This window comes from Acinetobacter sp. NRRL B-65365 (assembly GCF_001605865.1).
GTDB classification, from domain to species: domain Bacteria; phylum Pseudomonadota; class Gammaproteobacteria; order Pseudomonadales; family Moraxellaceae; genus Acinetobacter; species Acinetobacter vivianii.
Genome location: NZ_LRPD01000067.1, coordinates 191,989 through 205,299, shown reverse-complemented (window position 1 = coordinate 205,299; position 13,311 = coordinate 191,989). Strand labels below are relative to the sequence as shown.

The 13,311-nt window shown below is 40.5% G+C and carries 12 protein-coding genes; 6 read left to right on the top strand and 6 right to left on the bottom strand.

Annotated features, from left to right (window positions below):
• The 4 genes from AWW72_RS19875 to htpG form a co-directional block, all read left to right on the top strand.
• On the top strand, positions 1-65 hold a 65-nt coding region (locus AWW72_RS19875; protein ID WP_502686083.1), incomplete at its 5' end, for a hypothetical protein.
• Between the two features lie 406 nt (positions 66-471).
• Positions 472-1,074, top strand: coding sequence for an OmpW/AlkL family protein (locus AWW72_RS17625; RefSeq protein ID WP_004774031.1), 603 nt, complete (start codon positions 472-474; stop codon positions 1,072-1,074).
• A gap of 136 nt (positions 1,075-1,210) precedes the next feature.
• The gene (locus AWW72_RS17620; RefSeq protein WP_062848161.1) at positions 1,211-1,561 is read left to right on the top strand and encodes a lysozyme inhibitor LprI family protein; all 351 of its coding nucleotides are present in this window, start codon (positions 1,211-1,213) and stop codon (positions 1,559-1,561) included.
• 116 nt (positions 1,562-1,677) lie between these two features.
• The gene (gene htpG, locus AWW72_RS17615; protein ID WP_062848160.1) at positions 1,678-3,606 is read left to right on the top strand and encodes a molecular chaperone HtpG; all 1,929 of its coding nucleotides are present in this window, start codon (positions 1,678-1,680) and stop codon (positions 3,604-3,606) included.
• Between the two features lie 92 nt (positions 3,607-3,698).
• On the opposite strand, the gene AWW72_RS17610 is transcribed toward htpG, so the two are convergent.
• The 4 genes from AWW72_RS17610 to AWW72_RS17595 form a co-directional block, all read right to left on the bottom strand.
• The gene (locus tag AWW72_RS17610) at positions 3,699-4,571 is read right to left on the bottom strand and encodes a hypothetical protein (protein ID WP_062848159.1); all 873 of its coding nucleotides are present in this window, start codon (positions 4,569-4,571) and stop codon (positions 3,699-3,701) included.
• A gap of 133 nt (positions 4,572-4,704) precedes the next feature.
• Positions 4,705-5,832 carry a hypothetical protein gene (locus AWW72_RS17605; protein ID WP_004774043.1) on the bottom strand — a complete coding sequence of 376 codons (1,128 nt, stop codon included), beginning with the start codon at positions 5,830-5,832 and terminating at the stop codon, positions 4,705-4,707.
• A 209-nt stretch (positions 5,833-6,041) separates the two neighbouring features.
• Entirely contained in the window at positions 6,042-7,475 is a 1,434-nt protein-coding gene (locus AWW72_RS17600; RefSeq protein ID WP_062848158.1) for a hypothetical protein, read from the bottom strand.
• Positions 7,476-8,058: 583 nt separating this feature from the next.
• The gene (locus tag AWW72_RS17595) at positions 8,059-8,754 is read right to left on the bottom strand and encodes a DsbA family oxidoreductase (protein WP_005255509.1); all 696 of its coding nucleotides are present in this window, start codon (positions 8,752-8,754) and stop codon (positions 8,059-8,061) included.
• 176 nt (positions 8,755-8,930) lie between these two features.
• Here AWW72_RS17595 and AWW72_RS17590 point away from each other — a divergent pair, with 176 nt between their 5' ends.
• Positions 8,931-9,680, top strand: a complete 750-nt coding sequence (locus AWW72_RS17590; RefSeq protein ID WP_062848157.1) for a hypothetical protein — start codon at positions 8,931-8,933, stop codon at positions 9,678-9,680.
• A 54-nt stretch (positions 9,681-9,734) separates the two neighbouring features.
• The gene (locus AWW72_RS17585; RefSeq protein WP_062848156.1) at positions 9,735-11,540 is read left to right on the top strand and encodes an ABC transporter ATP-binding protein; all 1,806 of its coding nucleotides are present in this window, start codon (positions 9,735-9,737) and stop codon (positions 11,538-11,540) included.
• Positions 11,541-11,579: 39 nt separating this feature from the next.
• On the opposite strand, the gene AWW72_RS17580 is transcribed toward AWW72_RS17585, so the two are convergent.
• Together AWW72_RS17580 and AWW72_RS17575 are read right to left on the bottom strand one after the other, a co-directional pair.
• Positions 11,580-12,278, bottom strand: coding sequence for a YidX family protein (locus tag AWW72_RS17580; protein WP_004774054.1), 699 nt, complete (start codon positions 12,276-12,278; stop codon positions 11,580-11,582).
• Between the two features lie 87 nt (positions 12,279-12,365).
• Positions 12,366-13,085 carry a YidX family protein gene (locus tag AWW72_RS17575; protein ID WP_062848155.1) on the bottom strand — a complete coding sequence of 240 codons (720 nt, stop codon included), beginning with the start codon at positions 13,083-13,085 and terminating at the stop codon, positions 12,366-12,368.
• Positions 13,086-13,311 lie beyond the last annotated feature (226 nt).

The window sequence follows — 13,311 nt, the reverse complement described above, 5'->3', positions numbered from 1 at the left end:
CTACATTTATACATTTTAATATCCCGCTACTCATTTTTGGCTGGATTGCAGCAATGGTTTTATAATCAGAAATGGCTCATTTATGAGCTATTTTTTTTGCTTTATAAAGTGTGGCTTAAATATAAAAATAATCATTAAATGACATTTTTTGTCTCTTTTTAAATCTAATTTTATAATGTGGTTTTAATATTAAGATATATGTGATTATATTTTTAAATCTGGCTTAATTTATTTTTAATATATTTTTTTGCTTTATCTTAATCTGATTAAAATACTAGGTTTTATAGTGATTTAAGTTGATTAAAATAGTCTGAATTACTAATTATTACATATTTTAACAATTATATTTTATTAATATTCAAGGCATTATAAAGTGAATTAAAATAGTTGGAATTAATCTCTATTGCATAATGTAAATATGCGTGTTTATTATGTTGAACAAGAACATAAATTGTTAAAGAGGTTGTTTAAATGTTAAAGAAAGTTTTAGTTGTTGCTTTATTGGGGTTATCTTCAACTGCATTTGCAGGGGGCTTTCAGGTTAAATTTGGTGGAAGTGTAATTTCACCAACAGACGATACCGTGGTTGCGGGTGTTGGCACATTAAAGGCAGATCATGAATTTGCATTTACACCATCGGTTGAATATTTCTTCGGTGATACGCCTTTTTCTGCCGAATTATTACTGGCGACACCAATTTCACATGACGTGTCATTAAATGGTGAAAAAGTAGCGAAGCTTAAACAATTGCCACCTACTGTCACTTTTAAATATAACTTTAAAAACTCAACCCGTTTCACACCTTATATTGGTGTAGGTGGCACAGCTTTTGTGACTTGGGATGAAGAAACAACAGGTGCTTTAGAGGGCGCAAAATTAAAAGTGAAAGAAGACTTTGGTTTCGCGGGCCAGTTAGGTTTCAATTTCCAGCCTGCTGATGCAAAGAACTGGGGTGTATTCTTTGATGCGCGTTATGCACAAATCAGTCCTGAAGTAAAATTAAATGGTCAGAAGTTGACTGATCTAGACATCAATCCGATGGTATATACATTGGGTTATAGCTATAAGTTCTAAGCTGAACTTATGCCTGAAAAGCCTCACTTTGTGAGGCTTTTTTATTTTTGCAATTCCCATATAAAACAGATACAGGCCTTACACAGAGAGTTTTGTATGCTGAAAAAATAATCTTAATAAAAGTGAGACCTTCATCATGAAAAAAGTAATGACTTCGATCTTATTGTTCATCCCCTTATTATTCTTATCTCAGGCGTATGCGGCCAGTTATTCGTGTAAGGCAGCAAAGTTGAAAGTCGAACAGCAGATTTGTAATGAGCGCAGTCTCAATGATGCGGATGTGAGAATGGCAACGACCTATCAAATTATTTTACATGCTTTGCCAATGGGCGGCCGTGATGCTGAAAAAGATAGACAATTTCAGTGGTTAAAACAACGTAACTCATGTGGTGCCAATACGCCGTGTATCAAACGTGCGTATGCGCAACGTCAACAGCAGCTTGATCAGCTATTACAGGAGCGAGTATTGAGCCAAGGCCCATTCTAATTGCCATTTTGTGCATTTTTTGCCTGAAAAATGCAGATCAAGGATTGAAAAATTTAAGATATACACCATTCATAAATCATTCCAAATAGATAAGCCTCACAGATAAGGAGTGATTTATGAGTGAACAAGTCGCACAAAATTATAGTTTCCAAGCTGAAGTTGCTCAGTTATTACATTTAGTGACGCATTCTCTGTATTCCAACCCTGAAATTTTCTTACGTGAATTGATTTCAAATGCGTCTGATGCGTGCGATAAGTTACGTTTCGAAGGCATTAATCATCCTGAATATTATGAAAATGATCCAGACCTGCGTGTTCGTGTCACTTTAGATAAAGATAATAAAACGCTCACTATTTCGGATAACGGGATTGGCTTAAGCCAGCAAGAAGCGATTGATAATCTGGGTACCATTGCCAAGTCGGGCACCAAAGACTTTATGTCTAAACTGACTGGTGATCAAAAAGCCGATGCGCAGTTAATTGGTCAGTTTGGTGTTGGTTTCTATTCAGGCTTTATTGTTGCGGACAAGATTACGGTGGAATCACGCCGTGCAGGTTTAGATGCAGCAGAGGGTGTACGCTGGATTAGTGGCGGCACAGGTGAGTTTGAAGTTCAAACGATTGAGAAAGCAACCCGTGGTACAGACATTATCTTGCACTTACGTGATGATGCGCTTGAGTATCTAGAATCGTGGAAAGTTAAACAAATCATCAATAAATATTCTGACCACATCAGCTTGCCAATCGAAATGCAAAAAGAAGTTTGGCAAGAGGACGAAGTCGCTGAAGGTGAAGAGGCCAACACTACAAGCGGCGGCCAGATGGTGAAGACCGATGAATGGGAAGCGATTAACTCGGCAAGCGCGCTGTGGACGCGTAACAAGAGCGAAATCACAGATGAACAATACATCGAGTTTTATAAAAACCTGAGCCATGATTTTGCTGAACCGTTGGCATGGGCCCATAACCGTGTTGAGGGTAGCACTGAATATACGCAATTATTGTATATCCCAAGCCAGGCCAAACAGGATTTGTTTACCCGTGAAGCGAAGGCAGGCATCAAGCTATATGTAAAACGTGTATTTATTCTGGATGAAGCGGACAACCTGATTCCGAACTACTTACGTTTCGTACAAGGTGTGGTTGATAGTGCTGATTTACCGCTCAATGTCAGCCGTGAATTACTCCAAGAAAGCCGTGATGTAAAAACTATTCGTGAAGGTAATGCGCGTCGTGTGCTGACTTTACTGGATGGTTTGGCAAAATCTGAAGATGAAAAAGACCAAGAGAAATTCAAGACTTTCTATACTGAGTTTGGTTCAGTCTTGAAAGAAGGTTTGGGTGAGGATACTGGTAATCGCGAACGTATTTTAAAGCTATTACGTTATGCGACTTCAAACAATGATGAAATTTCAACGTCTTTTGCTGACTATAAAGCACGTATGAAAGAAGGCCAGAAGGCAATTTACTACGTCACAGCAGAAAACCTGACTGCAGCTAAGAACTCGCCACAGCTTGAAGTGTTCAAGAAGAAAGGCATCGAAGTCCTGCTGATGGCAGACCGTGTCGATGAGTGGGCGATGAACTTCGTATTTGAATTCGATGGTACGCCGCTTCAAAATGTATCGAAAGGTGCTGTTGACTTGGGCGACCTGCAAGATGCTGAAGAGAAAAAAGCGTTAGAGCAGGCAGCAGAGCAGTTCAAACCTGTGGTAGACCGTTTAAGTACGTCATTAAAAGACAAGACCAAAGAAGTTCGTGTTACGACACGTCTAGTTGATTCACCTGCATGTCTGGTGACCAGTGAAGGTGAGTTGTCTCCACAATTGATTCGTATGTTGAAACAGGCGGGGCAAGCAGTTCCAGAGATTAAACCAACATTGGAAATTAACCCTGAGCATCCATTGGTGAAAAAATTGGAAAGCTCGGCGCAATTTGATGATCTCGCCAATGTGATCTTTGATCAGGCGGTGATTGCAGAAGGTGGCTTACCAGAAGATCCAGCAGCCTATGTCAAACGCATCAATAGCTTGTTGTTGAAATAAGCAATTTAATCAAGAAACCTTTGCTTCGGTAGAGGTTTTTTTTATTGGTATGGATAACTTTAAAGTTATCCACAACTGTGGCGATCTTTTCATCAGAACTGTGCTTCGAAACTCATTTGATAACTAAAATGATCCTCTTGTCTAGTGGCAGGGACATTTAAATAATTCAGATCATTCTGCATAAAAATCCAGTTGCGCCAGATGGGGCGACGCCAGGAAAAGTAGGGCCCCCATTCATTGACACGCAGTTCTTTATTTTCATATTCCCCTGTAGTCAAAATGCCATAACTTAAATTGTCTTTGGATAAGAAGTGTAGTTGCTGGAAAGTACGATTGCTCCAGCTATAGTCTTCATCTTGTGTTTTAGAGACATTAAACTGGGTTGACAGCTGCTTTTGATGCTGCAGTTTTTGTGTCAGATCAAGATTGGTTTCGGCATAGTTTTTACTGCTTGAACCATAACGGAAAATTTGCGCCGTATTGAGCTGTAAACCTAAGGGCAAAGCCCAATTCTTTTTGGCGAGAAACTGGATATAGATATCGGTATCAGAATTTGCGCCCAGATCAAGATCATTACTAAAAGGCAATAGGCTTGAAATGGTTGACCAGCTTGCACTGAACGGGTTTGGGGTAGCAATCTTTTGCTGGCTGTGATGTTTGTTATTCTTACCTAATTTCTTGACTGGCTGAGGCTGTTGAGCACGCTGCCATAGGGTATCGTTGCCAAAAACCGCTATTAAATCTTGTGCAAGTTGTTGGTCATCGAGAGTAATGTGATTTTCTTCAGCGCAACTGAAATTGGCTCTCGGTGAATATTTGGCTTGAATTAGCACTTTATGCAGCGTGATGGGTGGGTGCGATCTGCTGACAGGTGAAAGCATTGGAAATAAAGGCATCAGCAGATTACCTAGACACAGGTTACCTACAATCAAAAAATACACAACCAGAGCGTATTGATGACGCATGCCATAAACAAGAACAATAAAAGAAAATGACGGTAACAAGCAAAGCTTAAGGATTTATTGAAAGAAAGATTATTTTTAAAATAAAAATGCCCAAACGATGAATCATTTGGGCAGGTTAAGACTGAGGTACAGATTAGAATAAAGTTTCCAGACGGACAAAGGTGCTTACGTAATGACTTCGGTCTTCACGATGATCATTGAAATAGTTGAGATCACCTTGTACATAGAACCATTCGCGCCAAAGCGGTTGACGCCATGATACGAATGGGCCCCAATTATTTAAACGTAGGTCACTGTTGTTGTAGTAACCACCTGTGTAGATCCCATAATTAAACGTGTTATGTGCAAAGAACTGGTGTTGACGGAAAATACGGTTATCCCACCATAGATCATCATCCTGCTTGTCTGCATAGGTTAAGCTGAATTGATTAGATAAGAAAGGCTGGTTTGGACGCGCGTGAATCAACTCTAGATTGGTTCGTAGATAGTTTTCACTTTTACTGCCATAGCGATAGATCTGTTCGGCATTAAAGCGGAAATCATTGCGTAAATCCCAGTGTTTTTCAGCTCTTAAGCGCGCATAGATATCTGTGCCTGAGCGCACACCAAGATCGGCATCTGTCTCAAAAGGTAGTTTCTTGGAGAAGTTTGACCAACGTAAGGCAAGAGAGCCGTTACTATCACGGGTCTGTTTAGAATCAAACTTTTTATCGGGATCCTGATTCGGCTGGTTATTGGTATTGCCGACATTATTCTTGAATTCATCGTCTAAGGTGTCATCACCAAAAACCACGCTGACTTTTTTCTCTAAAGTCGGTAATTTAATCTTACCGCGAATACGAGGCTTGACCTCATAATTATCATATTCGTTCCAGTAATTATCCAGCATGACACGGATCGTTGCCGAAGCAGGGTCGTCAGGATCGACTTCTCCAAACCAGTCATCAATTTTGACTGACGTATTATCTGCCCACTCTCGAATTCGTCGCTGTTTTTTGTCAAACCAGGTTTTATCCTCTGTCTCCGCCGTTGGTGGGACGGTGACCTTATCTGACTGCTCTGGAAAAATAGAGGGCGTGGCATCGACCAAACGAGGAATATAGTCCAATGCATTTTCCGACGTATTTTGTGACGACGGATTTGGCTGTTGATCTTGCTGTTGCGGTGTAGTTTCTGCTTGGGCTGCACTTAACGTACCCATCGTTAAGGCAAGCAAAACAAAAACGATACGCGATGGCACCATTTGCTGTAAATTATTCATAATAAAGACTTATATATTGTTCTTGGTTTAACTTTTGATGATTTAATGCTTAAAATCAAGCGGCAGTCACAAAAAGCAGCAATTTAACAGTACAAAAATGCTAAAGATCATAAGGATTTAGCGCAATAAAAAGCCCTCATTGCAACGTCACGTTCATTGTATACGTCGAAAAATAAGGGGGCTAAAAATGATCTGACTTTTAAATGGATTTAAGACGATTCTACCGACATACTATTTTCCAGCGCCTGATATAAATCGTGCACCGAAATCGGTTGTGGCAATCGGCTGATGACCTGACGAATCAATTGCCAGGTATAACCATCGCTGCGGTCTAATAAGAGGTATGGATAGGCCTGATCTTCACTGGAAAGATTCACTCGTTCCAAACCATGAATCACACGGATTTTCTGACGTTCCCGCAATAAAATGACAGGTGTAAAAAAGGTCGCAGAGGTTTCTTCAAATGGAATAAATTTTTGCGTATTGATAAATGACGCTGGGATATACGGATAAACGCGTTGATCACGTTGCCACACCAAGGTTCCATTCATAATGCATTCATTAAACAGGCTTTCGTGCTGGTGATAATGCTGTTTGAAATTGGCCCAACTGGTTTGATGAATCGAGCTGGTGCGGGTATGACGCTGATCGGTATAGGCTTGCAGAATGGTGATGGCATATTCCACGCTATGTGTTCCGACCAGTACCACATAATGGGAAAATTGGCCTTGCGCATAGAGCTGTTCAGCAACAAAAATCTGTGCAGATTCCCAGATTGGTTGTGCTTCATTTTCAGCTTTTAAATAGAGCCAGTCAATTTTGATGTTCTGGTCAATATCGTTATGCAGATCGACCCGATATAAAGAGGGGAAGGTACGTGCATCAATACGTTCCAGTCGGCAGATCAGGCCGTCCAGATTAAAATCATTGAGTGCCAATGGCTGTGCTTTATTTAGATTTGGCGAAGGCTTGGCACTTTGTCTAAAACCGGGTTTGATTCGGTTCTCTGTAGGTACTGGCAGCGCAATGCTTTCTGGAACGGTTCGGATTTTATCTTGAATGATTGCGTCAAGCTGGGTTTGAAAGTTGGCGGTTTCTTTTTTAAGTCGGGCAAGCGCATCGGTAGATGCTTTCTTATCCTGCTCAGATGGATGCTCATTCAGAGGTTCCAGAACAGGAATTAAATGCTGGAGTTCATCATCGGTTTTGACATATTCGCTGGCATGATTTTGTAGCCATTGCAGGGCATCGGTCGATGAGTTCAGCCACGGGCTTTTTAGAAAAGATAAAGCTGGACGAATTACCCAGATTTGCCAGAGTTGTGCCTGACGTAAAGCCGCCCAGCCCATATCAGCCGAAGCGAATAAGGCATTTTCAACCCGTCCCATAAAGTTATAAGTACCCCGATAGGTCATGCTATAACCGTAACTGGCTAGATCTTCAGCCGAAAACTCTTCGTTGAGAATAAATGTCTTGAATGGCGTCAATTGATCCTGAAAGGCAGGATCGTCGCAAGATGCGCAAATATCTTTAATCCGTTGTTTTGATTTTGCTATTTCAAAAAGTGATGTTTTCTCATTTTTGAGCCCATCAATGAGATGCTTGAGCTCATCCACCAAAAGTGCTTTCTCTAATACGTCCATCTATTGTTTCCTTAGAGATAGGCTTGAGCCTGTTTTTAAATAATGAATCAGTGCAAATTTGACCGCTGCTTTAAATCATTTTGTATCAATTATTGTTGGTAAAGTATTTTTCCCCTGCGACAAACTGTGATGTATCGATCAATTGTGGCTGAATAGGCCTCTCAATCTGAGCGTGTAACTCTCGAATTTTCATAACAAAAGATTGTCACTTTATGACGATTATAGAAGAAAACCAGACAAAATCTATAGCTTAAAAATGAGTAGAAAATCACATTCAAAGATTTTAAATCGAGATATGGATCATGGTTTGTCTTTGAAAATAAAAACATTTTAAAACTATGAATCGGATATCTAGATCATAAAGCAAAAAGATATCTATAAATTTGTGGACGAGTTGTGACCAGCCTCACAGAAGTTGTGGTGAAAAGCACCTCAAATAAAAAGCAGAAAAGTCATCCACATGAATGGGGCGAATGAAGTCGGTTATAAATAATGAAGGGGATAGATAATAAATACTGTTTTTCTAATTTTAGTCATCAAAAAGCTGCCTTAATCCTTTGATTAAAGCAGCTGAGTCTTATGGTTAAGGTTTGATTTCACATTGCTCATCATTACATTGAGCTGCATCGTCCTGCTCAATCTGTTCAGAGGATGTAGATTGCGCCTGTTGCAAGGCTTGCAAGAAAATCTCACGTGGTTGTGCGCCAGACAGTGCCAGTTTCTGATCAAACACAAAGAATGGTACGCCAGTAACATTCAACTGTTCACGAGCAATTTTCTCATCGTGGCGAACGAAATCTGCCAGCTCATCAGAATCTAGTACATATTCGACTTCGGCATTATCCAGACCGATACGTGATGCAATTTCTTCTACCACTTCACGTTCACCAATTGCCAAACCTTCGGTCATATAGGCATGGAAGAATGCCTCTTCTGCTTCATTGCCCAAGCCTTTACTTTGGGCAAGATGAATAATTCGATGTGCGTTGAAACTGTTGCCCGAGTTGGCTTTTTGCCATTGGAAGTCGATACCTTCAGCTGCTGCCATCGCTGCAACATTGCGCTCCATGTCTTCCATTTCCGCATAACTACGGCCATATTTTTTGGCTAAGCGTTCGGTATTCGATGTGTCATGCTTGGCTGGTGCATCAGGATCAAGCTCGAAGCTATGCCAGTGAATCTCAAGCTCGATGCCTGCTTCTTCTGCGACATGTTCAAGACGTTTTTTACCGATATAACAAAAAGGGCAGACCACATCTGACCAAATATCTACACGCATGGCGTATCTCTTCAATTCTCGTTAAACAGATAATAGGGGCGGAGCCGATGAATTTAAAGCGATGAATATGTAATGCTGCGTTACGAGAAGTGAAATAAAAATCATATAAAGGTTTGTCTTTTATCGATTAAACTAAGATTCAGAACATAAAAAAATATAATGAATTTGGAGGCAATATGCGCCGTTTTTTATTATTTTTCCTTGTGGTGGTCCTTGGCATCGGTTCTTTTTTTCTCTATCAACATCAATTACAGCAACGTGCTGCCAACAATAAACAAATGTTTGAAGTGGTGATGGCTGAGAAAATGCGTACACTTTACGATCAGGCACAAGACTGGACTACACCTGTACAACTGGATATTCATGACGATCGCTTATCTGGCGATTATAAGTTGATGTCAGAATTCCTACTCAACTACTGGATGCAGAATGTTGAAGCACGAAATCGTTATCTACGTGAACTTAAAGCTGCGAACTGGGATACTTTTCTAGATGTGGAGCGTCTGGATCAGGATCGAAAACAGGATTATAAAGACACTGAACAGATGCTGGCGGATGTGCGTAAAGCATCCACTGAATATGAACAAGCACGACAACAGATTCAGTCCAGTTCTATGGAACAGGCCAAAAGTCTGGCCATTCATAATGAAATGCGACAGTCCTTACAGGCAAAACTGGAAAGTAACCTGAAAGCTGATAAAGCGCATGATATTTTCCCGATCGAACAGCAGATTATTGAAAAAGCACAAGCCATGTTTGACATGCTGAAAAAGCACCAATGGCAAAGAAAGGACAAAATGATTCTTTTCCGCGAAACCGCGCAGGTGAAAAAGTTTAATACGCTGTATCAGGATGTGCTGAAATTGAATAGCAAAATGGAGAAGATCAAGAAAAATAATGCAGAGGTACTGGAAGAGGAACTGTAATCCATATCGCTGACTCAATACACATTGCACGCATAAAAGGCAGATGTCGAATATATGAATTTATGGCAGCTATTTCATAAAGTAAAACCTTTTGTCCTCCCCTATAAGTGGCTGGTTGCCGTGACCTTGCTGCTGACGCTGATTGGTGCTTTAACTGCACAGGTCAATGCGTTGACCTTGCAATATGCGGTCGACCAGATCAATGCGGTGGTTGAATCAGGACAGGGCTTGAGTGCAGGCTGGCATATTCTGGTCACGATCAGTGTGATTTTGTTGAGTAAAGAAATCATCAATATCTTTATTCAGTTTGGACAGAAGTTCTTTGGTGAGAGGCTCCGCATTCTGATATCACAAGATGTGGCGCAGTCGATTATCGTGAAATTTTTACAGTATCGGCTGGCTTTCTTTACGCAGGATGATAATCAGGCTGGAAAATTACAGACTCGTATTGATCGGGGTATTGGCTCGATCACACGACTGGTACAGATTTTCTTTATCGAGATTTTCCCGCTGTTTAGTAGCGCCTTGATTGCCTTGTGCTTAATGTTTTATGCCAATGTCTGGATCGGTCTGGTGGCGTTGTGTATTGTCCCGATCTATTTCTGGGTCACCTTTAAACAGGCGCAGAAATTGAGCGGCACACGCCGTAATTTACGTGATGGGCGCGAACGTAAAAGTCAGGGCATTTTGAGTATCATTAACTCAATCACCGTCATTAAATCCTTTAACCGTGAACAGATCGAAGCGGAAAAACAGCTTACGCTGCAAAAACAATTAACCGATCACCAGATGCGTACACGGCAGCTTAGCTTCTTGTTTGAAGGGCTGAAAACCTTTATTGAACAGATCGGTGTGGTCTTTATTATCATCCTCACGGCCTATTTTGTGTTAGTCGGTGATATGAGTATCGGCATGATCATGTTCCATATCCTGTTGTTTAATAATGTCTCAGCACCCATTCGGTCCTTGCATCGGATCTATGACGAAGTGAATGACGCGATGATCTATGCAGAAAGCTTTTTCAAGATACTGGAAGCGGATGATGAGGTGGAGACGTCGGGGCAATTAAAACCATCGCCATTGACAGGAAAATTTGAGCTGAAACAGGTGAATTTTTCCTATCCGAATGGGTTTCATGCCTTGAAAGAGATTAACCTGACGATCCAGCCCAATAAGATTACCGCTTTGGTTGGCTTATCGGGGGCGGGAAAATCAACCTTAATCAGTTTGCTGGATAAATTTTATGTGCCCCAGTCGGGTGAGATTCTGCTTAACGGCACTCCGTTAAATGACATCGATACCCAATATTTGCGAGATCATATTGGTCTGGTATTGCAAAAAAATCATATTTTTCAGGGAACGATTGAGGAAAATATTCGTTATGGCAAGATGAATGCGACACAGGAGGAAATTATTGCTGCCGCGAAGAAAGCCTCGATCCATGAGCAGATTTTGAAATTACCGCAGGCCTATCAATCGGATGCCTTATTACTATCAGGTGGACAGCAACAACGGATTGCGATTGCCCGTATGTTCCTGAAAAATCCCCCGATTATTTTTCTGGATGAGCCGACCGCAAGTCTGGATGCAATCGCAACTGAACAGATCAAACACAGTCTGGATGAGATTAAGCAGGGGCGGACGGTTATTATTATTTCCCATAGTCTGTCACAGATTATTGATGCAGATTATACCTATGTGATGCAGGATGGCATGATTGTAGAACATGGTGAGCATCATCAGCTATATCAACAACAAGGCGTGTATAAAAATATCTTTGATGCGATGGCCAAGAGCCTGAATATCGAAAAGATTTCCAAAACTTTTGAGGGGGATGATGAAGAGGAAACCCATAGTTAGTGAAAGATTAACTATTTCACAATACCCTCAGATTTTGTCTTAATTGAAAATTTTTTCGGCAGCCTGAAATGGTAGGCTGACGACATCAATTGCGACTGCAAACGGTAGCAATACCAGCTTTTCTAAAGGATTCATACCTGATTTGGAGGTATAACTTTCTTCTTTCTGCGTATAAATAGTCACTTGATAAGGCTTACTCAAGGCTTTTAGCGAAGTGAGATTATTGGCAGCAGGGTAAACTACACCCGCCAGCTTAATATCGAAGCAGAACCGTTGTGCCTGCATACGTTCATCGCTTGACGATGAGCATTCTCTAGCGCCATTTTCAATAAAAAATTCGAGGTCTTTTTTACTCAAATCTTCTTTGAGTTTTACATAAGAAAGCGGCAAAGTTCCTGAAAAATGACCATCATTTTTTTCAGAATAGAAATTAAGATCTCGGGTGATTTGAATATTCTTTGGATCAAGTCTGCCAATTAAAGTAACAAACTGGCTGCCTCCTTGAGTCAGGATATAACTGTTCTTTTGTCCTGCAATCACGATACTGTCTTTTGGCAAATTTGCAGAAGCTTGTGCTGGTCGTCCAAAAGCAACTACGCTGTCTTCAACCAAAGTGACTTTCGTTGTGCGAGTATAACTCCGGTTGTCTTTTTTGATTAAGGTTGAAGTGGCACAGCCAGTAAGGAACGTGGCAGATATAGTCAAAGCGGTTATTGTTTTTGCTAAGTCTGTAAGCATTGGGATCATCCTTGATATTTGTAGTAGTGAGATACTTTTGCTTAACAGCAGTATCTGATCAATGGTGCTACTGAGGTATAGCGTTAGTTATTTCCATACCTCATTGGTCAGACCTATGGCCTGAAAAGGAAGTGCAATTACATCAAATGCAACGGCCAACGGAAGTAGGGGGAGCTGTTGCATGATTTCTTTATTGGAACGTTTGACCGTTCCACTTTTATAATGGAGATATTGAATCTTGACATGATATGGCTTGGATAAAGGCGTTAACTTATCCAGATTATTTGCAGTAGGATATACCTTGCCTTCAAGTCGAAGGTCAAACGTGGCAGGTCTTATTTTTTCCAGACAGCTACAGGGTTGAACGCCATATTGCTTAAAAAGAGCGACTTCTTTGTCATTTAACTTTCCATTGGGCGGCGTATAAGAAAATCTAAAATTGCCGTAAAAACGCGGACTATCCTGTGCGGGTGCATTAAAATCGAGATCACGATCAATTTTGATATATTCTGGATTCAGTTGGCTAATGAGCTGAACCAGTCCGCTGCCTCCCTTATTAATCACATAACTATACTGTTTGCCTGCAATAACGATGCTGTCAGCAGGTTCATCGGGTAAAGCGGTAGCGGGCTTGCCAAAAGCAACCACATCATCTTCAAGTACGGTAATCCATTCGTGCCCTGAGTCATATTTGGTAAATATATCTCTTGTGGAATCACCAACCCGATTGGTTGCGCAAGCGGTAAGAAATAATGATGAACATAAGCTAAAGATTAAAATATTCTGATTTAAACCGTTGAAACGCATTTTTGTTTTTACTTTTCCAATAATTATAAAAAGGATAAATAAAAATTCTTATGAATGCGAGAACTTCCTTTATTTAATTAATCCGATGAAAATGATATAGCTCGATTTAATCATTTGTTCAAATAATAGTGCCGATTGACCGTTTATCTGACCCTTACTGAATCAAATCTGACTTTGCTGTAGCCTATTTATATATGCTTTTATTTAACTCATTATTTTCTTATGG

Bases quoted from the DNA above. Each gene is read 5' to 3' on its own strand.
- AWW72_RS17595 (WP_005255509.1), bottom strand. From the start codon at position 8,754: ATGCGTGTAGATATTTGGTCAGATGTGGTCTGCCCTTTTTGTTATATC.
- AWW72_RS17625 (WP_004774031.1), top strand. From the start codon at position 472: ATGTTAAAGAAAGTTTTAGTTGTTGCTTTATTGGGGTTATCTTCAACT.
- AWW72_RS17620 (WP_062848161.1), top strand. From the start codon at position 1,211: ATGAAAAAAGTAATGACTTCGATCTTATTGTTCATCCCCTTATTATTC.
- AWW72_RS17580 (WP_004774054.1), bottom strand. From the start codon at position 12,278: ATGCTTACAGACTTAGCAAAAACAATAACCGCTTTGACTATATCTGCC.
- AWW72_RS17605 (WP_004774043.1), bottom strand. From the start codon at position 5,832: ATGAATAATTTACAGCAAATGGTGCCATCGCGTATCGTTTTTGTTTTG.
- AWW72_RS17600 (WP_062848158.1), bottom strand. From the start codon at position 7,475: ATGGACGTATTAGAGAAAGCACTTTTGGTGGATGAGCTCAAGCATCTC.
- AWW72_RS17575 (WP_062848155.1), bottom strand. From the start codon at position 13,085: ATGCGTTTCAACGGTTTAAATCAGAATATTTTAATCTTTAGCTTATGT.
- htpG (WP_062848160.1), top strand. From the start codon at position 1,678: ATGAGTGAACAAGTCGCACAAAATTATAGTTTCCAAGCTGAAGTTGCT.
- AWW72_RS17590 (WP_062848157.1), top strand. From the start codon at position 8,931: ATGCGCCGTTTTTTATTATTTTTCCTTGTGGTGGTCCTTGGCATCGGT.
- AWW72_RS17585 (WP_062848156.1), top strand. From the start codon at position 9,735: ATGAATTTATGGCAGCTATTTCATAAAGTAAAACCTTTTGTCCTCCCC.
- AWW72_RS17610 (WP_062848159.1), bottom strand. From the start codon at position 4,571: ATGCGTCATCAATACGCTCTGGTTGTGTATTTTTTGATTGTAGGTAAC.